Genomic DNA, 22,681 nt, shown 5'->3' with positions numbered 1-22,681 from the left:
CTCCTCGTCAGGGGGTGCGGCGCCGCAGCGTCGCGGCCGCCAGGACCAGCGCGACGAGCACCGCGCCGGTCACGACCGTCAGGTCGCGCCACATCGTCGTGGTGGCGTCGGGGTGCGCCCCGACCTGCGCCAGCGCCTCGATCGCGTACGACAGCGGCAGCGCGTCCGAGGTCGCCTGCAGCCAGCCGGCCATCTGGGCGCGCGGCACGAACAGCCCGCACAGCAGGATCTGCGGCACGACGACCACCGGTAGGAACTGTACGGCCTGGAACTCGGTGCGTGCGAAGGCGCTGCAGAACAGCCCGAGCGCCACCCCGAGCACCGCGTTGACCACGGCGATCAGCACGACCAGCCCGGCGCTGCCGGCCGTGTCCAGCCCCAGCGCCCAGTACGCCACCGCCACCGCGACCCCGGCCTGCACCGCCGCGGCCAGCCCGAACGCGAGCCCGTAGCCGAAGAGCAGGTCGAGCTTGCCCAGCGGGGTGGTGAGCAGCCGTTCCAGGGTGCCGGTGGTGCGTTCGCGCAGCATCGCGATGCTGGTCACCAGGAACATGATCACGAACGGGAAGATCCCGAGCATGACCAGGGCGATCCGGTCGAAGGTGCCGTCGGCCCCGTCGTACATGAAATAGAGCAGGACCAGCAGGACCGCCGGCACGACGACCAGCAGGGCCACCGTGCGCCGGTCGTGGCGCAGCTGCCGCAGGATCCGCGCGGCGGTGGAGAAGGTGATCCGCAAGCTCATGCCGCCGCCACCTGCTCACTGTCGCGGATGAGGCGCAGGAAGGCCTCCTCCAGATTCTCGGTGCCGGCGGCCGCCCGGATCGCCGCCGGCGAGTCGTCGCCGATCAGCCGGCCCTCGCGGATCAGCAGCAGCCGGTCGCAGCGGCCCGCCTCGTCCATCACGTGACTGGAGACCAGCAGGGTCGTGCCCGCGGCGGCCAGGGCGTGGAACTTCGCCCACAGGTCAGCGCGCAGCACCGGGTCCTGCCCGACGGTGGGCTCGTCGAGCACCAGCAGCCGGGGCGCGCCGATCATCGCGCAGCCCAGCGAGGCCCGGCTGCGCTGGCCGCCGGACAGGTTGCCGACCAGCTGACCGGCCGCGCCGGCCAGGCCGACGTCGGCGATCGCCCGGTCCGCGTCGGCCGCGCCCAGGCCGTACAGGGAGGCGAAGTAGCGGGCGTTCTCGCGGACCGAGAGGTCGGCGTAGACGCTGGGGGCCTGGGTGACGTAGCCCACCGTACGCCGCAGAGCGGGCCCGCCCGCCGGCTCCCCGAGCACGGTCACCGTGCCCGACTTGATCACCTGGACCCCGACGATCGCCCGGATGAGGGTCGTCTTGCCGCTGCCGCTGGGGCCGAGCAGCCCCGTGACGCTGCCGGCCGCGACGGCGCAGCTGATCCCCTGCAACACGCGGCGCCGGCCGCGTTCGACCACGAGGTCCTCGACCTCGACGGCGCTGGTCATTGTGCCTCCCAATAATTCATCGCCTGATGAACTCAACGCTAGATGAATTCTGCGGGCAGGGCAATGACAAAAAGCCGCGACCCCCGGGACGGGGATCGCGGCTTTTTGTGCAGGGCGGCCTTACAGGGCCAGGATGCGGTCCAGGAACTCGCGGTAGCCGCGCATCGCCATGCGCATGCTCTCGGTGTCGGGCGTCGCGCCGGCCCGCAGCGGGTCCAGCTCGTCGCGTTCGGCCAGCATCGACTCGGTGAGCTCGTGCACGGCCTCGGTGAGCAGGTCGTGGGCCCGGGTCAGGGCGGCCACCGGGTCGTCGACGAACTGGGCCTTGACCTCGTGCCACTCGGCGCGGAACTGCTCGCTGGCCGACTCGGCCCAAAACGTGATGGAGATGTCGTTGACGTCACCCGGGCGCAGCGGCGCCTCGCCGGACGCGGCCTTCGCGGCACGCCGGCCGGCCGCCGCCTCCTGCACGTCGTCCAGGCTGGCCGACCGCCGGGGAGCCGGGGCGACCTGCTCGTCGGTGGCCTCGTCGGCACGGCTGCGCCGTCCGCCGCCGGACCCGCTGACCGGGACGCTGGCGCTGCCGGAGGCACCCGCTCGCGGACCGGCGGTCGCCCAGCCGGTGGGCTCCAGCCGGGTCGGCGCCGACGGGTCGACCGCCGGCACGGGCGATGCCGGTGCGGCGGCCTGCGGCGTGCCGGCCGACGGCGTGCCGACCGGCGGCGGTGTGGTGGCCGACGGTGTGCCGGCCGAGGGTGTGGTGACCGGCGGCGTGCTGACCGGGCGCCCGGGCATCGGCACCGGCACCTGGGCGGAGCCGGCCGCCGACGGGGTGCCGGCCGGACGACCGGTGGACTGCTGCGCTCCGGGCTGCGGTGAGCCGGACTGCTGAGGGCCCGGCTGCTGCGGGGCGGTCGGCTGCTGCGAGACGGCGGGCGCGGACGGGGTCCCGCTCGGGGAGGTCTGCTGGCCGGGGCCGGTCACCGGGGCCGAACCGGAGGCCTGCGGCGCGAACGGCGAGGGCGCGAACGGGGGACCGGCCGGACCCGGGTCATCAGTCGGCGCGAAGGGCGACCGCGCACCGGGACCGTCGCCGCCGGTGGGCGCGAACGGCGACCGCGGGCCAGGCGCGGCCTCGTCACCGGACCCACCGAACACCGGCCGGTCCTCGCCGGGGCCGCCGAGGGCCGGCCGGTCGTCGCCGAGGCTGCCGAAGGTCGGCCGGTCGTCGCCGGCGCTGCCGAAGGTCGACCGCTCGTCCCCGGTGCCGCCGAAGGGGAGCCGGTCGTCGGCGGGGCCGCCGAAGGCCGGCCGGTCCTCGCCGGGCATGAACGCGGACCGCATCGCGTCGTCGCCAGGAGGCGCGAACGGGGACGGGTCGTCGCCGGTCGGGGCGAACGGTGAGCGGGAGCCGGGCAGCGAGCCGCCACTGACCGGGGCCTGGCCGTTGGCGATCGGGATGCCGCCGTGGCGGGGACCGGCGTCACCGTTGTGGTGCCCGTTGGTCTCCACCGGCGGGAAGCCGCCCTGGTTGGTCCACCGGGTGCCGTTGGTGCCGAGCAGCGCGTCCTGTGGGCGCCGCGAGCCGAGGGCCACCATCTGGGTGTCGCTGGTCAGCGCCGGGTGCGGCCGCGGGGCGAACGGGGCCGGCTGCTCGTCGGGCTCCGGCTGGTCATCGTGCGGCTGGGACTGCTGATCGCTCACCTGCGGGTGCTCCCCGTTCGGGCCGGCGGGGCCGGCTTGCTTCTCGGACTTGTGCGCCGCGGCGCCGGTGGCGTCCTGCCGGTCGCCGGGTCCTCTTCGGACTCGCGCGGCGCCGGCGCGGACATCCCGTGCACCGGCCAGAAGCGGGCCAGGCCGCGTGACTGCCGGTTCTCGGGCTCGGACGTCGGCTCCATCGGATCAAGACTCCCGTTCCAGTGGCGGCGCCATCCGCGGGGCGGGCCGGTCGGACGGCGGGCGCTGCACCTTGGGTGCGGCGCAGGACGACGGTACCGTCCCCGGCCTCCCGGTCACACCCCCAGTGCGGGTCCGTGACCGGATCGTGGGCTACCGGTACGGCCTGGTGGACGCTGGTACCCGGTGCGAGAGAATGTGACACTGTGCCCGCGACTGACCTTGTGAACGGACCTGTCTCCGCGCTGGACCCGGCGATCGCCGCCCGCCTGCGCCGCACCTCCGACGGCCTGGTGGCCGCGATCGTCCAGGAGGCCGGCACCGGCGACGTGCTGATGCTGGCCTGGATGGACGACGAGGCGCTGCACCGCACGCTGACCACCGGCCGGGCCACCTACTGGTCCCGCAGCCGCGCTGAGTACTGGGTCAAGGGCGCCACCTCGGGCCACCACCAGTACGTGCGGTCCGTGGCGCTGGACTGCGACGGTGACGCCCTGCTGGTCACGGTCGAGCAGGTCGGCGCGGCCTGTCACACCGGCACCCACACCTGTTTCTCCGACGACCTGCCGGCCGTGCCGGGGGAGAGCGCATGACCAGCGGCTCGGTGACCCCGGACGAGGACGTCTTCGTCGCGCAGGCGGCGCGGCGCCGGGTGGTGCCCGTGGTACGCCGGCTGCTGGCCGACGGCGAGACTCCGATCGGGGTCTACCGTAAACTGGCCGGCGGCCCCGGCACCTTCCTGCTGGAGTCCGCGGAGCAGGGTGCGGGCTCGGCCGCCTGGTCGCGATACTCGTTCATCGGCGTGCGCAGTGCCGCCACCCTGGTCGAGCGCGACGGGCAGGCGGCCTGGCTGGGCCACCCGCCGGCCGGTGTACCCCTCGACGGTGATCCGGTGGTCGCGCTGCGGGAGACCGTCGCAGCCCTGGCCGCCCCCGGGGAGCCCGGTACGGGCGACGACCTGCCCCCGCTGACCGGTGGCATGGTCGGCTACCTCAGCTACGACCTGGTCCGCCGGTTCGAACGGCTGCCGGACACCACCGTCGACGACGTGCCCCTGCCCGAGCTGGGCATGATGCTCGCCACCGACCTGGTGGTGCTCGACCACTACGACGGTTCGGCCATCCTGGTGGCCAACGCGGTGCTCGCCGCCGACGCCGATGTGCGGGCCGCCCGCGCCGCCTACCACCAGGCCGTCGGCCGGCTCGACGCGATGACCACCGCGCTGTCGCGGCCCACCCCGCCGATGATCTCCACCGTAGAGCGGCAGCCGGCCGGCGAGGTGGTCAGCCGTACCGCCCCGGGCGACTACCAGAAGGCGGTCGAGACGGCCAAGGAGGCCATCCGGGCCGGCGAGTGCTTCCAGATCGTCGTCGCGCAACGCTTCGAGCGGGCCACCGACGCCGATCCGCTGGACGTCTACCGGGTGCTCCGCGCGACCAACCCGAGCCCGTACATGTACCTGCTGCGCTTCGACGACTTCGACATCGTCGGCTCGTCGCCGGAGGCACACCTCAAGGTCAGTGCCGAGCAGGGCGGGGTACGCCGGGCGCTGCTGCACCCGATCGCCGGCACCCGCTGGCGCGGCGGCACCCCCGAGCAGGACAACGCGCTCGCGGCGGAGCTGCTGGCCGACCCCAAGGAACGCGCCGAGCACGTCATGCTGGTCGACCTGGGCCGCAACGACCTGGGCCGGGTGTGCCGGGCGGGCACGGTCGAGGTGCCGGACTTCGCCCGCATCGAGCGGTACAGCCACGTCATGCACATCGTCTCCACCGTCGTCGGTGAGCTGCAGGCCGACCGCAGCGCCTTCGACGCGCTGGCCGCCACGTTCCCGGCCGGCACTCTGTCGGGCGCGCCCAAGGTCCGGGCCATGGAGATCATCGAGAGCCTCGAACCGACCCGCCGCGGCCTGTACGGCGGCACGGTCGGCTACTTCGGCTTCGCCGGTGACATGGACATGGCCATCGCGATCCGCACCGCGCTGATGCACGGCGGGACGGCGTACGTGGGCGCCGGCGCCGGCATCGTGGCCGACTCCGACCCGGCCGCGGAGGAGCAGGAGACCCGCAACAAGGCCGCGGCCGTGCTGGCGGCGATCGCGGCTGCCGAGACGCTGCGCGCGGCCCGCTGATGACGCCCGGCCGCCGGCTGGCGTACGCGGTGCTGCTGTGCGCCGCAGGTGCCGGGCTGGCCGTCTACGGCGTGACCCGCACCTGGTCGGAGATCGTCACCGCGCGGCCGGGCCTGTCGTCCCTGCGCGACGCCCGCACGGGCGCGGATGTGGAGCCCTGGGTCATCGGCCTGGCCCTGGTGGCGCTGGCCGGGGCGGGCGCGCTGCTCGCCACCCGGGGCCTGCTCCGCCGCTGCCTGGGCGGGCTGCTGGCGCTGGCCGGCGCCGGTGTCGCGGCCGGGGCCGTCACCGGACGGGCCGGCCTGGACGTGGGCGCGGCCGGGACCGGCGCCACCGTCTGGCCGGTGATCTGTGTGCTGGCCGGGCTGCTGATCGTGCTCGGTGGCCTCTGGGCGGCCCGCTCCGGTCACGAATGGCCGGCCATGGGCGCCCGCTACGAGCGCCGCGGTGCCGCGGGCACGCCGGTCACCGACGCGGACGTGGATCAGCGGGTGGACACCAGGGCGGCCTGGGACGCGCTCGACCGCGGCGACGACCCGACCGCGCGCTGACGGTCGCGCCGGGGGCCCCGGTTCGCGTTCGCGGCCAGGGCCGCCACCATCGCGTCCATGTCGGCGCGGGCCTGGGCCCGGGCGCGGTCGGCGCAGATCGCCGCCCACGCGTTGCCCTGGGCGGTCCGGACGTTCTCGTCGCCCACCACGCGGCGCTCGACCTCGGCCGCGAGGTCGGCGGCCGCCGCGACGACGGCCCGGGAGACGGCGACGAAACCAACCTCTGCAGTAGCCATGGTCAACCTCACGAGACTCGTGCCGGGGGCCGGCGTTGCCGACGCCGCCGACCAGTGTGCCGGAGTCCGATGATGCCGGAGTCGTATTTCCGATCGGTGACGCCACCGTCACCGCCAGGGGGGATCAACCGATCATCCAGGGGGTCGCAGGTAGTCGCCCGATACCGGCGAGGAGGATGTGACGGATGAAACAGCGCGCCACCCGGGTGCGCATTATGCCGCAGCCCATCTCGTGAGGCGCGCCATACCCCGGGGGGCTGGACATGTCGGCGGCCACCTAGCATCGGGCCGAGGACACCCGGAGAGGGGAGTCATTAGGTGACATCCGATCAGGCGGCGGGCAGTGGCGGACCCGCGGAGCGTGGTGCGGGACCGCAGAACGTGCTCGAGGAGATCCTGGCCGGGGTCCGCGAAGACGTCGCGGCCCGCCAGCAGCAGCTCTCGCTGGAGCAGGTGCGCGACCTCGCCGCGGCGGCACCGCCGGCGATCGACGCGTACGCGGCCCTGCGCAAGCCCGGCGTGGCGGTGATCGCTGAGGTCAAGCGGTCGTCGCCGTCCAAGGGCGCGCTGGCCGACATCCCGGACCCGGCCGAGCTGGCCGGCGAGTACGCGGCGGGCGGCGCGCGCTGCATCAGCGTGCTCACCGAGGGCCGCTGGTTCGGCGGCTCGCTGGAGGACCTGGCCGCGGTGCGGGCCGCGGTCAGTGTGCCGGTGCTGCGCAAGGACTTCGTCGTGTCGAGCTACCAGGTGCACGAGGCCCGCGCCCACGGCGCCGACCTCGTCCTGCTCATCGTGGCGGCGCTGGAGCAGAACGTGCTCACCGGCCTGCTCGAGCGCATCGAGTCGCTGGGCATGACGGCCCTCGTCGAGGTGCACAACGAGGAGGAGGCCGACCGGGCCCTGGACGCCGGGGCCCAGGTCATCGGGGTCAACGCCCGCGACCTGCGCACCCTGGAGGTGGACCGGTCCGTCTTCGAGCGGATCGCGCCCGGCCTGCCGAACAACGTCGTCAAGATCGCCGAGTCCGGCGTGCGCGGCCCGCACGACCTGATCCGGTACGCGTCGGCCGGTGCCGACGCGGTGCTGGTCGGCGAGGGTCTGGTGACCAAGAAGAGCCCCCGTGACGCGGTGGCCGAGCTGGTCAACGCGGGCAACCACCCGGCGACGCCCCGGCCGGTACGATGAGCGCCCCGGCCCTGCCGGACCTCGCCGGGCACTTCGGCCGTTACGGCGGCCGGTTCGTGCCCGAGGCGCTGGTCCGGGCGCTCGACGAGCTCGACGCGGCGTACCGGGCGGCCAAGGTCGACCCGGTCTTCCAGGAGCGGTTCACCGGCCTGCTGCGTGACTACGCGGGCACGCCCTCACTGCTCTACCGGGCCGAGCGGTTCTCCGCCGCCATCGGCGCCGAGGTGCTGCTCAAGCGCGAGGACCTGAACCACACCGGCGCCCACAAGGTGCGCAACGTGCTGGGCCAGGCCCTGCTGGCCAAGCAGATGGGCAAGCCGCGGGTCATCGCCGAGACCGGCGCCGGCCAGCACGGCGTGGCCAGCGCCACCGCGGCGGCGCTGCTCGACCTCGAGTGCGTGGTCTACATGGGCGAGACGGACACCGAGCGCCAGGCGCTCAACGTGGCCCGGATGCGCATGCTCGGCGCCACCGTCGTGCCCGTGACCAACGGCTCGCGCACCCTCAAGGACGCGCTCAACGAGGCCCTGCGCGACTGGGTCTCCAGCGTCGACACGACCCACTACCTGCTGGGCACGGCCGCCGGACCGCACCCGTTCCCGGAGATCGTGCGCGACTTCGTCGGCGGCATCGGCATCGAGGCGCGCGCCCAGTGCCTCGACAAGCTGGGCCGGCTGCCCGACGCGGTGGCGGCCTGCGTGGGCGGCGGCTCCAACGCGATCGGCATCTTCCACGCCTTCGTCCCCGACGAGGACGTGCGCCTGTACGGCTTCGAGGCCGGCGGCGACGGCGTGCAGACCGGCCGGCACGCCGCGTCGATCACCGGCGGCTCGGCGGGCGTGCTGCACGGCGCCCGCACGTACGTGCTGCAGGACGAGGACGGCCAGACGGTCGAGTCGCACTCCATCTCGGCCGGGCTGGACTACCCGGGTGTCGGCCCGGAGCACGCCTGGCTGCACGACACCGGCCGCGCCCGCTACGAGCCGGTGACCGACGCCGAGGCGATGGCGGCGTTCCAGCTGCTCTGCCGCACCGAGGGCATCATCCCGGCCATCGAGAGCGCCCATGCGCTCGCCGGTGCGCAGCGGATCGTGCCGGCGCTGACCGAGGAGCTCGGCCGCACCCCGACGATCGTGATCAACCTGTCCGGGCGTGGGGACAAGGACGTGCACACCGCGGGCGCCTACTTCGGCATCCTCGACGAGGTCGAGACGATCGTCCCGGGGGAGAACTCGTGAGCATCGCCGACACCTTCGGCAAGGCCGAGGCCGAGGGGCGCGCGGTGCTCGTCGGCTGCATGCCGGCCGGCTTCCCGAGCGTCGACGAGAGCATCGCCTCGATGGTCGCCATGGCCGAGTCCGGCTGCGACGTCATCGAGGTCGAGCTGCCGTACAGCGACCCGGTCATGGACGGGCCGGTGATCCAGAAGGCCAGCGACATCGCCCTGGCCGGCGGCGTGCGCACCCGCGACACGCTGCGGATCATCGAGGCGGTCGCGAACGCCGGGGCGACCGTCGTGCTGATGACGTACTGGAATCCGGTCGAGCGCTACGGCGTGGACGCGTTCGCCCGCGACCTCGCCGCGGCCGGCGCCACCGGCATGATCACCCCGGACCTGATCCCGGACGAGGCCGGCGAGTGGATCGCCGCCGCCGACCGGTACGCGATCGACCGCACGTTCCTGGTCTCGCCCTCGTCGACCGACGAGCGCCTCGCCATGACCGTCGCCCAGTGCCGCGGCTTCGTCTATGCGACCGCGCTCATGGGCGTCACCGGCGCCCGCACCGCGGTCTCCTCGCAGGCACCCGAGCTCGTCGCCCGGATCCGCGCGGTCGACCCGGAGATGCCCGTCGGAGTCGGCCTGGGTGTCGGCACCGGCGCGCAGGCGGCCGAGGTGGCCGCGTTCGCCGACGGTGTGATCGTCGGCAGCGCGCTGATCCGGTGCGTGCTCGACGCCCCCGACCGGGGGACCGGCCTGGACCGGCTGCGCGCGCTCAGCGCCGAGCTGGCGGAAGGTGTGCGGGTCAGCAAGACCTCTTGATGATTCTGTCAGGGCCGGGCGGTAGGGTGCGCGCGTGAACCTCGCCGCTATCCCCAGCCCCACGACGTCGGTCTGGCATGTGCTGGGCCTGCCGATCCGGGCGTACGCACTCTGCATCGTCGCGGGCATCGTGGTCGCCGTCCTGGTCATGGAGTGGCGGCTGCGCCGTCGCGGCGTCGCGCCGTGGGCGTCGCTGGACATGGCCGTGTGGGCGGTGCCGTTCGGCATCGTCGGCGCGCGGATCTACCACGTCATCACGTCGCCGGGCGACTACTTCGGTGCCGGCGGCGACCCGATCCGGATCTTCCAGATCTGGGAGGGCGGCCTGGGCATCTGGGGTGCGGTGGCCGGTGGTGCGCTCGGCGCCTGGTTCGCCGCCCGCCAGCTCGGCCTGCCGCTGACCGTCTTCGCCGACGCGCTGGCGCCGGCGCTGCCGCTGGCCCAGGGGATCGGCCGGCTCGGCAACTGGTTCAACAACGAGCTGTACGGCAGCGTCACGACCCTGCCGTGGGGCCTGCGGGTGCACGACATGGACCGGGCCAACCCGGGCCACGCGACCGTCATCGACGGCAAGGCCGTGACCCTGCCCGACCTTTATCACCCCACCTTCCTGTACGAGCTGCTGTGGAACTTCGGCGTCGCGGGACTGGTGTTCTGGCTGGACCGGAAGTTCAAGTTCGGCCGCGGCCGGGCGTTCGCGATCTACGTGATGGCGTACTGCGCGGGCCGCTTCTGGATCGAGATGCTCCGCGTCGACGAGGCCAACCGCATCTTCGGCATCCGGCTCAACGTGGTCACGTCCGTCGTGGTGTTCCTCGGCGCGCTGATCTACTTCCTGATGGTCAAGGGCCCCCGCGAGTACGTGGTGCCGATCGACGCGCCGGACTCCGCCCCGCAGCCCGGTGCCGAGAGCGACATCTCCCAGGTCGACGTCGGTGGGGCGCCCGCCTCGACCAAGCCGCCGACGGCTTATCAGGTGGTCAGCGAGGAACGCTTCCTGGCGTACGAACGCACGGGCATCCTGCCACCCGCCGAGCCCGCCGCCGACGAGACTCCGGCCGCCGTCAGCGTGACCGCTGAGCCCGCCCCGTCCGCTGCGGCCCAGGCCGGCGCCACGCAGTCCGGTGCCGCCCAGCCTGGTGCCGCCCAGCCTAGTGCCGCCTCGTCGGGCTCTGCCCAGCCCGGCGCTCCTCAGTCCGGCGTTTCCCAGTCCGGCACCACCGAGCCCGCGGAGCCCGACGGCAAGTCGTCGACCTCCGCCTCCTCCGACGAACACTGACGGCCAGGCCCCGGCGGAAGGCGGCGGCGTGCGCACGGCCGTGGTGGTGGGAGCGGGCATAGCCGGGCTGGCCGCCGCCGGAGCGCTGGCCCGCGACGGCTGGCAGGTGACCCTGCTGGAGGCCGGCGAACGCATCGCGGCGTCCCCGACCGCCCTGGTGCTGTGGCCGAACGGCCGCCGCGCGCTGGAAGCCCTGGACCCCGACGGCGGCTGGTCGGCGATCGCGTCCCCGCTGCCCGACGGCGGTGTCCGCCGCCCGGACGGCCAATGGCTCGCCGCACCCCGCTCACGGCCGGGCGCGGGCCCGGCCCCGGCGGTCGTGCACCTCGAGGACCTCTACGACGCATTGGTGGCCGGGCTCGGTGACCGGGTGGACATCCGTACCGGGATCGACGTCACCGGGGTGCGCACCGGCGGCGCCCAGCGGCCGTCGGTGACCGACGGCCGCACCCGGTTCGAAGCCGACCTGCTGGTCGCCGCCGACGGCATCGACAGCCGGGTCCGTCGCGCGCTGGCCCCCGAGGCCGCCGCCGTCGGCTCCGGCTTCGCCGCCTGGCAGGCGGTCATCCCCGGCTACCGCGTGCCGGACCTGCCCGCGGACCAGGCCGCCGGCGGCGAGACCCTCGGCGCCGGCTACCGCTTCGTCTCGATGCCCCTGGGCGGCCGGGCGGCCGGCCGCGGCGGCGTCTACTGGGTGGCGACCGCCGCCGGGGCGCCCCGCCCGGAATCACCCGCGACCCAGCTGGAGTTGCTGCGCCGCTGGTTCGCCGGCTGGCACGCCCCGGTCAGCGCGCTGCTGGCCGCGACCCGCCCCGAGGACCTGGTCCCGCAGGAGGTCCGCGAACTGCGCCCGCTGCCCCGCGCCTACGGCTTCCGCGCCGGCCCGGGCGGCGTGGTACTGCTCGGCGACGCGGCCCACGCGATGCCCCACCACCTGGGCCAGGGCGCCTGCCTGGCCTTCGAGGACGCGGCGACGCTGCGGGCTCTGGTCGCGGAAACCCAACCGGGCGCTGCCCTGGGAGCGGCGGTGGAGGAGTACGACCGGGCCCGGCGCCCCCGCACCGCCAGCGTGGTCCGCCAGAGCCGGCGCATGTCAGCGGTCGTGCAGGCCCGCGGCCGATTGGCGCTGCGGGCGCGGAACGCGGCGCTGGGCTCGCTGCGGCCACGCATCCTCGGCCACGCCCACGGCCTCACCGCCGACTGGCAACCCCCGGAGTAACCCGCACCGGCCCGAGCCGCCGGGAAAAGACGCCGGGCGCTCAGATCCACCGCTCAGCGGCTGTCATTCCGTGCGAGGGCCACCCGTCCGTGTGGGCTGGAAGTCCTGCGAGGCAACCGGTCTCCCCCCGGTGCGTGCTGCGCAGCCTTCGGTGACGCCCGGCCCGCGCCGCTTACAGCGCGGCCGTCGCAGCCGGCTCGGCGATGCACGCCGTGCCGATGCGGCGGAAGCCGACCTTCGAATACAGCCGAGCCACGTCATCGTCACCCGCGGACAGGAACACCAGTTCGCTGCCCTCCATCAACGTGCGCCGGGCCAGGCTCGCCGTCAGCTGGGACGCGTAGCCGCGGCGCCGGGCCGACGGCAGAGTCGCCACGCCGACGACCTCCGCGACGACGCCCGCCCGCTGGATCGAGCCGCACGCCATGATTCCCTCGGTGGGGGACTCCACCACCGCGCTGAGGAAGCGGCCGGACAGGTGGCGGCGGACGAGTTCGGCGATCGCTTCGTCGGTCAGCGGGGGCACCGCGTCGCGTTGGGCCGGGCCGGCCACCTCGACCACCAGTGAGCCGGTCTGCACGGTGGTCGCGTTGGCCGGTGCGCCGAAGCCCAGCCGGCCCACCGCGCGGCTCGTGCTCATGTCGGCGGCGAAGCCCGGGGTGGCCGGGTCCAGGAAGCGGATCGTGGCGCCGGGCAGCGGCAGATCCGGTACCAGCGCGGCGCTCTCCAGCACCATCAGCGGCGCGAGCAGCACGTCCAGGCCCGCCGAGCGGGCCACGGCCAGCAGGTCCGGGGTCGTCTCGTGTACCCATTCGAAAGCCTCGGGCACGCCGAGGTCTCGTTGCCGCTGCCGCACGGCGGTAACATCAGCGGCGGACGGTGTGCCGGCACCGCCCAGGCTTGGGCGGGCGTAGTAGGGCCAGCCCGTGCCGTCGTTGACGAAGAGCACGAAACCGCCGATCTCCTCCGCGACGGCGGCGTCGCGGGGTACGGCATCGTAGAAGCGTTCCAGCCGGGTGAAGACGTCGGTATCCTCTAGCGCCACCGCGCGAGACTACCCGTTGAGCCGCCGGCGCCTCTCGCCCGGCAGTGACATACCGCCCTCCGGACCGTCACCGAGGACATTTCGGTGGGGCAAAAGTGTGATCCATCCGCACCTGGCGGAGATCGGTGACGACTAACGTAGACTCTAGAGACTTTTGCAGGGCCGACGTCGTCCCGACCTTGAACGGAAACACCAGTGACGATCGGAGGCCCGGTGGCTCTTCCGCACCCCCAGGGGCTAGACCAACCCGCGGCGGAAACCCGTAGCGACGCCCAGAGCCGCGGCTTGTACGACCCGGCTCAGGAGCATGACGCGTGCGGTGTGGCCTTCGTGGCCGACCTGTACGGCCGGCGCTCCCACGACGTGGTCGCCAAGGGCCTCTCGGCGCTGATCCGGCTCGATCACCGTGGCGCCCGCGGCGCCGAGTACAACACCGGCGACGGCGCCGGCATCATGATCCAGGTCCCGGACGCGTACCTGCGTGACGTGGTGGATTTCGAGCTCCCGCCGGCCGGCTCGTACGCGACCGGTCTGGTCTTCCTGCCCAACGACCCCGACGAGGCCGCTCGTTCCGTCGCCGTCTTCGAGAAGTACGCCCTCGTCGAGGGAGGCGACATCCTCGGCTGGCGCGACGTGCCCGTGGACCCGTCCGGGCTGGGGGAGACCGCCGAGGCCGCGCGGCCGCAGATCCGCCAGGTCTTCCTCGCCGCGCACCGGCTCACCGGTGGCAGGTCCGGCCCGGCCGGCGAGCCGCTGTCCGGCCTCGAGCTGGACCGCGTCGCGTTCTGCATCCGCAAGCAGGCCGAGCGGGAGAGCTCGCAGCGCGGCGTCGCGGCGTACTTCCCGTCGCTGTCGGCGCGCACCATCACCTACAAGGGCATGCTGACGCCCGACCAGCTGCCCGCGTTCTTCCCGGATCTGACCGACGAGCGCGTGGACAGCGCCATCGCGCTGGTGCACTCGCGGTTCTCCACCAACACGTTCCCGTCGTGGCCGCTCGCCCACCCGTACCGTTTCATCGCGCACAACGGTGAGATCAACACCATCCGCGGCAACCGCAACTGGATGGCCGCCCGCGAGGCGCTGCTCGCCTCGCCGACCGTGCCCGGCAACATCAAGCGGCTGTTCCCGATCTGCACGCCGGAGGCGTCCGACTCGGCGAACTTCGACGCGGTGCTGGAGCTGCTGCACCTGTCCGGGCGCAGCCTGCCGCACGCCGTACTGATGATGATCCCGGAGGCCTGGGAGAACGACCCGGGCATGGACCCGGCCCGGCGCGCCTTCTACCGCTTCCACGCCAGCCTCATGGAGCCGTGGGACGGCCCGGCCAGCGTGGCGTTCACCGACGGCAGCATCATCGGCGCCGTGCTCGACCGCAACGGCCTGCGCCCGGGCCGCTGGTGGCACACCAGCGACGGGCTCGTCGTGCTCGGCAGCGAGGCGGGCGTGCTCGACCTCGACCCGGCCACGGTGGTGGCCAAGGGCCGGCTGCAGCCGGGCCGGATGTTCCTGGTCGACACCGAGGCCGGCCGGATCGTGCACGACGACGAGATCAAGGCCGAGCTGGCCGCCGCCGAGCCCTACGACGAGTGGCTGCACGCCGGTCTGATCGACCTGCGTGACCTGCCCGCCCGCGAGCACGTCATCTACACCCACGACTCGGTCATGCGCCGCCAGCAGGTCTTCGGCTACTCCGAGGAGGAGCTGAAGATCCTGGTCGCGCCGATGGCCCGGACCGGGGCCGAGCCGCTGGGCTCGATGGGCACCGACACGCCGATCTCGCCGCTGTCGACCCGCCCGCGGCTGCTGTTCGACTACTTCCACCAGCTGTTCGCCCAGGTCACCAACCCGCCGCTGGACGCCATCCGCGAGGAGCTGGTGACCAGCCTGGCCACGACCATCGGGCCGGAGGGCAACCTGCTGAACCCGGGCCCGGCGAGCTGCCGGCAGATCGTGCTGCCGTACCCGGTCATCGACAACGACGACCTGGCCAAGCTGCTCTCCATCGACGAGGACGGCGACCTGCCGGGCTTCAAGGCGGTCCGGGTCTCGGGGCTGTACCCGCTGCGGGACGGCGCGGCGGGCATCAAGGCGCGGCTGACCCAGATCTGCCGGCACGTGTCGGAGGCGATCGAGGACGGCGTGCGCATCCTGGTGCTGTCCGACCGCGACTCCAACGCCGACCTGGCGCCGATCCCGTCGCTGCTGCTCACCGCCGCGGTGCACCAGCACCTGGTGCGGGAGCAGACCCGCACGCAGGTGGCGCTCGTCGTGGAGAGCGGCGACTGCCGGGAGGTGCACCACGCGGCCGTGCTGATCGGGTACGGCGCCGCGGCGGTCAACCCGTATCTGGCGTTCGAGAGTGTGGACGACCTCATCGCCACCGGCCCGCTCGCGGGCATGGAGTCGAAGAAGGCGGTCGGCAACTACGTCAAGGCGCTCGGCAAGGGCGTCCTGAAGATCATGTCCAAGATGGGCATCTCCACTGTGTCCTCGTACTGCGGCGCGCAGGTGTTCGAGGCCGTCGGCCTGGACAACAAGGTGCTGCAGCGCTACTTCGCCGGCACCTCCGGGCGTATCGGCGGCGCCGGCCTGGCCGAGATCCACGCGGAGGTCGCGGCGCGGCACGCGAAGGCGTACCCGAAGAACCCGGCCGAGCGCAGCCACCGCCGCCTCGAGGTCGGCGGCGAGTACCAGTGGCGCCGCGAGGGCGAGGTCCACCTGTTCAACCCGGAGACCGTCTTCCTGCTGCAGCACGCCACCCGCAGCAAGCAGTACGACGTCTTCAAGCAGTACACGGCCAAGGTCGACGGCCTGGCCGAGGCGGCCGGCTCGCTGCGCGGGCTGTTCCGGTTCAAGGACCGTGAGGCTGTTCCGCTGGAGGAGGTCGAGCCGGCGAGCGAGATCGTCAAGCGGTTCGCCACCGGCGCGATGAGCTACGGCTCCATCTCGGCGGAGTCGCACGAGACCCTGGCGATCGCGATGAACCGGCTCGGTGGCAAGTCCAACACCGGTGAGGGCGGCGAGGACGTCGAGCGCCTGTACGACCCCGAGCGCCGCTCGTCGGTCAAGCAGATCGCCTCCGGCCGTTTCGGTGTCACCACCGAATATCTGGTCAACGCCGACGACCTGCAGATCAAGATGGCGCAGGGCGCGAAGCCGGGCGAGGGCGGCCAGCTGCCCGGCAACAAGGTGTGGCCGTGGATCGCCAAGACCCGGCACGCCACCCCGGGCGTCGGGCTGATCTCGCCGCCGCCGCACCACGACATCTACTCCATCGAGGACCTGGCGCAGCTCGTCCACGACCTCAAGAACGTCAACCCCGCTTCCCGCGTACACGTGAAGCTGGTCTCCGAGATCGGGGTCGGCACCGTCGCGGCCGGCGTGGCCAAGCTCAAGGCCGACGTCATCCTGATCTCCGGCCACGACGGCGGCACCGGCGCGTCCCCGCTGAACTCCCTCAAGCACGCCGGCTCCCCGTGGGAGCTCGGCCTGGCCGAGGCCCAGCAGACGCTGCTGCTGAACAAGCTGCGCGACCGGGTCACCGTGCAGGTCGACGGCCAGCTCAAGACCGGCCGCGACGTGATCGTCGCGGCGCTGCTGGGCGCCGAGGAGTTCGGCTTCGCGACCGCGCCGCTGATCGTCTCGGGCTGCATCATGATGCGGGTCTGCCACCTGGACACCTGCCCGGTCGGCATCGCCACGCAGAACCCGGTGCTGCGCGAGCGGTTCACCGGCAAGCCCGAGTTCGTGGAGAACTTCTTCCTGTTCCTGGCCGAGGAGGTCCGCGGCTACCTGGCCCAGCTGGGCTTCCGCAGCATCGACGAGGCGATCGGGCACGCCGAGGTCCTCGACGTGGCCCCGGCCGTGTCGCACTGGAAGGCCCAGGGCCTGGACCTGGCCCCGGTGCTGTTCGTGCCGGAGCTCCCGGAGGGCGCCGCCCGCCGCGGCGTCGTCGCCCAGGACCACGGGCTGGAGAAGGCGCTGGACAACGAGCTCATCGCGCTCGCCGCCCCGGCCCTGGCCGAGGGCACCCCGGTCCGCGCCGAGGTGGCCGTGCGCAACGACCACCGCAGCGTCGGCGCGATGCTCGGCGGCGAGGTCGCCCGCCGCTACGGCGGTAACGGCCTGCCCGACGACACCATCGCGTTCACCCTGCGCGGCACCGGCGGGCAGTCGTTCGGCGCTTTCCTGCCGCGCGGCGTGACCCTGCGGCTGATCGGCGACACCAACGACTACGTGGCCAAGGGCCTCTCCGGCGGCCGGGTGATCGTGCGCCCGGCCGAGACCGCGCCGTTCGTCGCGGAGGAGAACATCATCGCCGGCAACACCATCCTGTACGGCGCCACCGGCGGCGAGGTGTTCCTGCGGGGCCGCGCGGGTGAGCGCTTCGCGGTCCGCAACTCCGGTGCGGCGGCGGTCGTCGAGGGCGTCGGTGACCACGGCTGCGAGTACATGACCGGCGGCACCGTCGTGGTGCTCGGCACGGTCGGGCGCAACTTCGCCGCGGGCATGAGCGGCGGCACCGCGTTCGTGCACCGGCTGGACCCGGCCCGGGTCAACCCGGAGCTGGTCGACCTGACCCCGCTCAACGCCGAGGAGCAGGAGCAGCTGCACACCCTGGTGCGTAAGCACTTCGCCGAGACGGACTCCGCCGTGGCGCAGCGCCTGCTCGCCGACTGGCCGGCCGCGGTGAGCGAGTTCACCGCGGTGGTGCCGCGCGACTACAAGCGCGTGATGGAACTGATCAGGACCGCCGAAGCCGCCGGTCGCAACATCGACGAGGCGGTTATGGGGGTTACCCGTGCCTGATCCCAACGGTTTCCTGCGCTACGAACGGCAGCTGCCCAAGCGCCGCCCGGTGCCGGTACGCATCCGCGACTGGCACGAGGTGTACCCGCCCGCGGGTGAGGAACTGATCCGCGACCAGGCCACCCGGTGCATGGATTGCGGTATCCCGTTCTGCCACGAGGGCTGCCCGCTGGGCAACCGCATCCCGGACTGGAACGACCTGGTCCGCACCAGCGCCTGGGACGCGGCGGCGGAGAGCCTGCACGCGACGAACAACTTCCCGGAGTTCACCGGCCGGCTCTGCCCGGCGCCGTGCGAGGCCGCCTGCGTGCTGGGCATCGCCGACGACCCGGTGACCATCAAGCAGGTCGAGGTGGAGATCGCGAACCACGCGTTCGCCACCGGCCTGCGCCCGCAGCCGGCCCCCAGCCAGTCCGGGCGCAGCGTGGCCGTCGTCGGTTCCGGCCCGGCCGGGCTCGCCGCGGCGCAGCAGCTGGCCCGGGCCGGTCACGCCGTCACGGTCTACGAGCGCGACGACCAGATCGGCGGCCTGCTGCGCTACGGCATCCCCGACTTCAAGCTGGAGAAGGACCGGATCGACGAGCGCCTGGCCCAGATGGCCGCCGAGGGCGTGGTCTTCGAGACCGGCGTCGACGTGGGCGTCGACATCACCGCCGACGACCTGCGGGAACGCTTCGACGCGGTGCTGCTCACCTGCGGCGCTCTCGCCGGTCGCGACGCCACCGACACCCCGGGACGGCACCTGGGCGGCGTGCACCTGGCCATGGAGCACCTCGTCCCGGCCAACCGGGTGGTCGCCGGCCTGCAGGAGAGCACGCCGATCGACGCCGCGGGCAAGCACGTGGTGATCATCGGCGGCGGCGACACCGGCGCTGACTGCCTCGGCGTGGCCCACCGGCAGGGCGCGGCGGGCGTCATCCAGCTCGACCAGTACCCGCTGCCCCCGGAGACCCGGCTCGGCGAGCTGCACCCGTGGCCGACCTGGCCGGTCATCCTGCGCAACTACCCGGCCCACGAGGAGGGCGGCGAACGCATCTTCGGCGTCGCGGTCCAGGAGTTCGTCGACGACGGTACGGGCAACGTGGCGTCGGTGCGGGTCGCGGACGTCGTGGTGGAACGGGTCAACGGGCGCCGTACCGTCACGGTCCAGGAGGGCTCCGAGCGCGACCTGCCCGCCCAGCTGGTGCTGCTCGCGATCGGCTTCGAGGGCACCGAGCAGCAGCCGCTGCTGGAGCAGTTCGGGGTCACCCGCAACAACCGGGGCGCGGTCGACGCCGGCGACGACTGGCAGACCGGCGTGCCCGGGGTCTTCGTCGCGGGCGACATGCACCGCGGCGCCTCGCTGATCGTCTGGGCCATCGCCGAGGGCCGGGCCGCCGCCGCCGCGATCCACACCTACCTGGGTGGCTTCGGCGAGCTGCCGGCCCCGGTACGCCCCTCGTCGCAGCCGCTGGCCACGGTCCGCTGATCCACCGGACGGTCACGGGGCAGTCCGGCTGCCCCGTGACCGTCTAGGGTGCGCTGCGTGGGACACGTCTTCGCCCGGCTCGCCGGGCACGGCATGGTGCTGATGCCGCACTGGCCGTACCGTTTCGAGCGTCTCGCGGGCGAGCCGCACGCGGTCCGGGTGGTCCGGGATCTGCCGGACGGCCCGGTCACGGCGGTGGTGCGGCCCGGCGAGCCGGTCGAGCCCGACGAGGCGGTGGACGTCGCCGACGGGCCCGCGCACGACCACTGGGAGATCCAGACCTCGGTCGTCGATCTGCGCTGGCCGGTGGGCTTCCACGTGGCCGCGCCGCTCGACGGGAGTGACCCGGTCCCGTTCTATCTGCACGGGCCCGGCGAGGCTCTGATCTTCCCGCAGGGCCCGGTGCCGCGGGAGCGCTGCGCCGACCCCGGGTCGCTGGTCGCGCCCGGTCAGACCCTGCTGCGCCACGACGAGCAGAGCGTCGAGCTGGCCTACGAGCACGAGGGTGAGCCGTGGTGGCAGGCGCACCGGCTGATCCCGTACGGATCGGACCGGACCTTGATCCTCACGGCCCAGTGCCCGCGCACCCACGCCGGCCCGACCCGCGAAGCGGTCGACACCGCACTGACCTAGACCGGGAACGGGGCGGACCCGAAGGTCCGCCCCGTCCTGTCCGCGCTGCCGGGCACCCCCGTGCTGCCGGTCGCATGGATGTGGTCTCTACCGCTTCGTCACCTGCTGAACAACCCGTTGCTGTCAACACGTGACGATCCGTCGAACGGTTCATGGTCATCCGCGCGGCCGGATCGCGGCGTACCCCGTCTGCCCGCGACCGCACAGGGACGACCGATAAGCTGAGGCTGATCGCGGTCGCTGAAGCCCGCCGACGCCGGCCGGAATTCCACGGCGCGTCGCTACTTGCAGTTCATCCCCATGACGGGGGTCGGCCAGCGGGCCGATCCGAAAGAGAGACTAGCCTGATGGCTGTGACACGCCGCGCAAAGATCGTCTGCACCATGGGTCCTGCCACCGCCTCCCCCGAGCGCATGCTCGGACTGGTCGAGGCCGGCATGGACGTGGCCCGGCTGAACTTCAGCCACGGCAGCCACGAGGACCACCGCCAGATCTACGACATGGTCCGCAACGCCGCCCGGGAGACCGGCCGTGCCGTCGCCGTCCTGGCCGACCTGCAGGGCCCCAAGATCCGGCTGGGTAAGTTCGCCAACGGGCCGCACGTCTGGGCCAACGGCGACACCGTCACCATCACCAGTGACGACATCCTCGGCACTCCCGACCGGGTCAGCTGCACCTACTCCAAGCTGCCGCAGGAGGTCAAGGTCGGCGACCGGCTGCTGATCGACGACGGCAAGGTCGCCGTCGAGGTCTCCGCCGTCGAGGGCAACGACATCCGCTGCCTGGTCACCGAGGGCGGCCCGGTCAGCAACAACAAGGGCGTCTCGCTGCCCAACGTCGCCGTGAGCGTCCCCGCCATGAGTGACAAGGACGAGCAGGACCTGCGCTTCGCGCTCAGCCTCGGCGTCGACCTGGTCGCCCTGTCGTTCGTGCGCTCGCCCGAGGACATCAAGCTGGTGCACCAGATCATGGCCGAGGAGGGCACCACCCTGCCGGTCATCGCCAAGGTCGAGAAGCCCGAGGCGGTCACCCACCTCGAGGCCATCGTGCTGGCCTTCGACGGCGTCATGGTCGCCCGCGGTGACCTCGGCGTCGAGCTGCCGCTCGACCAGGTCCCCCTGGTGCAGAAGCGGGCCGTGCAGCTCTGCCGGGAGAACGCCAAGCCGGTCATCGTCGCCACCCAGATGCTCGACTCGATGATCGAGAATTCCCGCCCGACCCGCGCCGAGGCCTCCGACGTCGCCAACGCGGTCCTCGACGGCGCCGACGCGGTCATGCTCTCCGGCGAGACCTCCGTCGGTAAGTACCCGGTCCTCACCGTCAGCACGATGGCGAAGATCGTCACCACCACGGAGAGCGGCGACTTCGGCGTGCCGGTCCTGCAGCACGACCCGCGCACCCACAGCGGCGCGCTGACCGTGGCCGCCAGCCGCATCGCCCGCAACATCGGCGCCAAGGCCCTGGTCGCGTTCTCCCAGACCGGCGACACCGTCCGCCGCCTCTCCCGGCTGCACTGCGAGCTTCCGCTGTTGGCCTTCACCCCGGTCCCCGAGGTCCGCGACCAGCTGGCCCTGTCCTGGGGCGTCGAGACGTTCCTGACGGACTTCGTCGAGCACACCGACGACATGTTCCGCCAGGTCGACCACGCCATGCTCGGCCTCGGCCTGGCCAAGCCCGGCGAGTACGTCGTCGTGGTGGCCGGCAGCCCGCCGAACGCGCCCGGCTCGACCAACACGCTGCGCGTGCACCAGCTCGGCTCGCTCGTCGACCCGGCCGCGGTGACCGAGAACAAGTGAGCATGCCGCTGACGGGACAGGCCGCCGTCGACCAGCTGCTCGAGGTCCTCGACCTCAAGCAGCTGGACGCGGCCACGTTCCGGGGCGAGAGTCCGCAGGTCGGCGCCCAGCGGGTCTTCGGCGGCCAGGTCGCCGGCCAGGCCCTGGTCGCGGCGGGCCGCACGGTGGACCCGGAACGCCGCGTGCACTCCCTGCACGGCTACTTCGTGCGCCCGGGTGACCCGACGGTCCCGATCGAGTTCGGCGTGGAGACGATCCGCGACGGACGGTCCTTCTCGGTGCGCCGCTCCACGGCCCAGCAGCACGGCCGGACGATCTTCTTCATGTCGGCGTCGTTCCAGGTGACAGAGCAGGGCCTGGACCACCACACGCCGCCGCCGGAGGGCGTGCCGGGCCCCGAGGACACCCGCACGATGCAGGACTGGCTCGCGGTGTACCCGGACCGCGCCGCCGCGTTCAAGGCGGCCCAGCAGGCCATCGACGTCCGCTACGTGGGCACCCCGGGCTGGGTCCCGCCGGGCGACCGCGACGCGGCCGACGAGCAACGCGTCTGGATGCGCATCAACGGCAAGCTGCCGGACGACCCGCTGATCCACGCGTGCGCCCTGACCTACGCGTCGGACCTGTCCCTGCTGGACTCGGTCCTGTCGATGCACGGTGAGGTCTGGGGCCCGGGCGGCGTGATCGGCGCCAGCCTGGACCACGCGCTGTGGCTGCATCGCCCGTTCCGCGCCGACGAATGGTTCCTCTACGACTGCACGAGCCCGTCGGCGAGCGGAAGCAGGGGACTGGCCAGCGGCCGGATGTTCACCGAGGACGGCCGGCACATCGCCAGCGCGGTCCAGGAGGGTCTGCTCCGCCGCGTCGGCGCCTGACCCGCTTCCGTTCTGGCTCTGGCCGCCGGCTCGGGGTCCGTTTGGCT

The 22,681-nt window shown here is 73.1% G+C and carries 18 protein-coding genes; 13 read left to right on the top strand and 5 right to left on the bottom strand.

The window, feature by feature from the left end; genetic code table 11:
• Positions 1–7 precede the first annotated feature (7 nt).
• From Aau02nite_RS38805 to Aau02nite_RS38795, 3 genes are all read right to left on the bottom strand, one after another.
• On the bottom strand, positions 8–745 hold the full coding sequence (locus tag Aau02nite_RS38805; RefSeq protein WP_212993641.1) for an ABC transporter permease: 738 nt from the start codon (positions 743–745) through the stop codon (positions 8–10).
• Complete coding sequence (locus Aau02nite_RS38800; RefSeq protein WP_212993640.1) at positions 742–1,467, bottom strand: ABC transporter ATP-binding protein; 726 nt, start codon at positions 1,465–1,467, stop codon at positions 742–744. The genes Aau02nite_RS38805 and Aau02nite_RS38800 overlap by 4 nt, the downstream gene beginning before the upstream one ends.
• 120 nt (positions 1,468–1,587) lie before the next feature.
• On the bottom strand, positions 1,588–3,171 hold the full coding sequence (locus Aau02nite_RS38795; protein WP_212993639.1) for a hypothetical protein: 1,584 nt from the start codon (positions 3,169–3,171) through the stop codon (positions 1,588–1,590).
• Positions 3,172–3,587: 416 nt separating this feature from the next.
• Between Aau02nite_RS38795 and hisI the strand changes: the two genes are divergently transcribed.
• From hisI to Aau02nite_RS38780, 3 genes are read left to right on the top strand one after another with little or no spacing between them, the layout of a single operon-like run.
• The gene (hisI, locus tag Aau02nite_RS38790) at positions 3,588–3,956 is read left to right on the top strand and encodes a phosphoribosyl-AMP cyclohydrolase (RefSeq protein WP_246595774.1); all 369 of its coding nucleotides are present in this window, start codon (positions 3,588–3,590) and stop codon (positions 3,954–3,956) included.
• Positions 3,953–5,494 carry an anthranilate synthase component I gene (locus tag Aau02nite_RS38785; protein WP_212993638.1) on the top strand — a complete coding sequence of 514 codons (1,542 nt, stop codon included), beginning with the start codon at positions 3,953–3,955 and terminating at the stop codon, positions 5,492–5,494. Before hisI ends, Aau02nite_RS38785 begins: the two co-directional genes overlap by 4 nt.
• Positions 5,494–6,045 carry a Trp biosynthesis-associated membrane protein gene (locus tag Aau02nite_RS38780; RefSeq protein ID WP_212993637.1) on the top strand — a complete coding sequence of 184 codons (552 nt, stop codon included), beginning with the start codon at positions 5,494–5,496 and terminating at the stop codon, positions 6,043–6,045. Before Aau02nite_RS38785 ends, Aau02nite_RS38780 begins: the two co-directional genes overlap by 1 nt.
• Here Aau02nite_RS38780 and Aau02nite_RS38775 read toward each other — a convergent pair.
• On the bottom strand, positions 5,979–6,281 hold the full coding sequence (locus tag Aau02nite_RS38775; protein ID WP_212993636.1) for a hypothetical protein: 303 nt from the start codon (positions 6,279–6,281) through the stop codon (positions 5,979–5,981). The genes Aau02nite_RS38780 and Aau02nite_RS38775 overlap by 67 nt on opposite strands.
• Before the next feature lie 381 nt (positions 6,282–6,662).
• Here Aau02nite_RS38775 and trpC point away from each other — a divergent pair, with 381 nt between their 5' ends.
• Genes trpC through Aau02nite_RS38750 form a run of 5 tightly spaced genes read left to right on the top strand, consistent with a single transcriptional unit; the run spans position 6,663 to position 12,005 of the window.
• Positions 6,663–7,466, top strand: a complete 804-nt coding sequence (gene trpC / locus Aau02nite_RS38770; RefSeq protein ID WP_212993657.1) for an indole-3-glycerol phosphate synthase TrpC — start codon at positions 6,663–6,665, stop codon at positions 7,464–7,466.
• Positions 7,463–8,704, top strand: a complete 1,242-nt coding sequence (trpB, locus tag Aau02nite_RS38765; RefSeq protein ID WP_212993635.1) for a tryptophan synthase subunit beta — start codon at positions 7,463–7,465, stop codon at positions 8,702–8,704. Before trpC ends, trpB begins: the two co-directional genes overlap by 4 nt.
• Positions 8,701–9,507 (top strand): tryptophan synthase subunit alpha, encoded by an 807-nt coding sequence (trpA, locus tag Aau02nite_RS38760; RefSeq protein WP_212993634.1) that lies wholly within the window; start codon positions 8,701–8,703, stop codon positions 9,505–9,507. Before trpB ends, trpA begins: the two co-directional genes overlap by 4 nt.
• A 34-nt stretch (positions 9,508–9,541) precedes the next feature.
• Positions 9,542–10,786 carry a prolipoprotein diacylglyceryl transferase gene (gene lgt, locus Aau02nite_RS38755; RefSeq protein ID WP_212993633.1) on the top strand — a complete coding sequence of 415 codons (1,245 nt, stop codon included), beginning with the start codon at positions 9,542–9,544 and terminating at the stop codon, positions 10,784–10,786.
• 28 nt (positions 10,787–10,814) lie between these two features.
• Positions 10,815–12,005 carry an FAD-dependent oxidoreductase gene (locus Aau02nite_RS38750; RefSeq protein ID WP_212993632.1) on the top strand — a complete coding sequence of 397 codons (1,191 nt, stop codon included), beginning with the start codon at positions 10,815–10,817 and terminating at the stop codon, positions 12,003–12,005.
• 172 nt (positions 12,006–12,177) lie between these two features.
• On the opposite strand, the gene Aau02nite_RS38745 is transcribed toward Aau02nite_RS38750, so the two are convergent.
• On the bottom strand, positions 12,178–13,050 hold the full coding sequence (locus tag Aau02nite_RS38745; RefSeq protein ID WP_212993631.1) for a GNAT family N-acetyltransferase: 873 nt from the start codon (positions 13,048–13,050) through the stop codon (positions 12,178–12,180).
• A gap of 285 nt (positions 13,051–13,335) precedes the next feature.
• Between Aau02nite_RS38745 and gltB the strand changes: the two genes are divergently transcribed.
• From gltB to Aau02nite_RS38720, 5 genes are all read left to right on the top strand, one after another.
• Positions 13,336–17,862, top strand: a complete 4,527-nt coding sequence (gene gltB / locus Aau02nite_RS38740) for a glutamate synthase large subunit (protein ID WP_246595773.1) — start codon at positions 13,336–13,338, stop codon at positions 17,860–17,862.
• Positions 17,855–19,330, top strand: a complete 1,476-nt coding sequence (locus Aau02nite_RS38735) for a glutamate synthase subunit beta (protein WP_212993629.1) — start codon at positions 17,855–17,857, stop codon at positions 19,328–19,330. Before gltB ends, Aau02nite_RS38735 begins: the two co-directional genes overlap by 8 nt.
• A gap of 57 nt (positions 19,331–19,387) precedes the next feature.
• Positions 19,388–19,963 (top strand): hypothetical protein, encoded by a 576-nt coding sequence (locus Aau02nite_RS38730; protein ID WP_212993628.1) that lies wholly within the window; start codon positions 19,388–19,390, stop codon positions 19,961–19,963.
• 347 nt (positions 19,964–20,310) lie between these two features.
• Positions 20,311–21,759, top strand: a complete 1,449-nt coding sequence (pyk, locus tag Aau02nite_RS38725; protein ID WP_212993627.1) for a pyruvate kinase — start codon at positions 20,311–20,313, stop codon at positions 21,757–21,759.
• Positions 21,760–21,761: 2 nt separating this feature from the next.
• Entirely contained in the window at positions 21,762–22,634 is an 873-nt protein-coding gene (locus tag Aau02nite_RS38720; RefSeq protein ID WP_212993626.1) for an acyl-CoA thioesterase, read from the top strand.
• Positions 22,635–22,681 lie beyond the last annotated feature (47 nt).

Origin of the sequence: Actinoplanes auranticolor, assembly GCF_018332655.1 — a bacterium.
In the GTDB taxonomy this organism is placed as follows: domain Bacteria; phylum Actinomycetota; class Actinomycetes; order Mycobacteriales; family Micromonosporaceae; genus Actinoplanes; species Actinoplanes auranticolor.
This window is presented reverse-complemented; position numbering and strand designations above follow the sequence as displayed.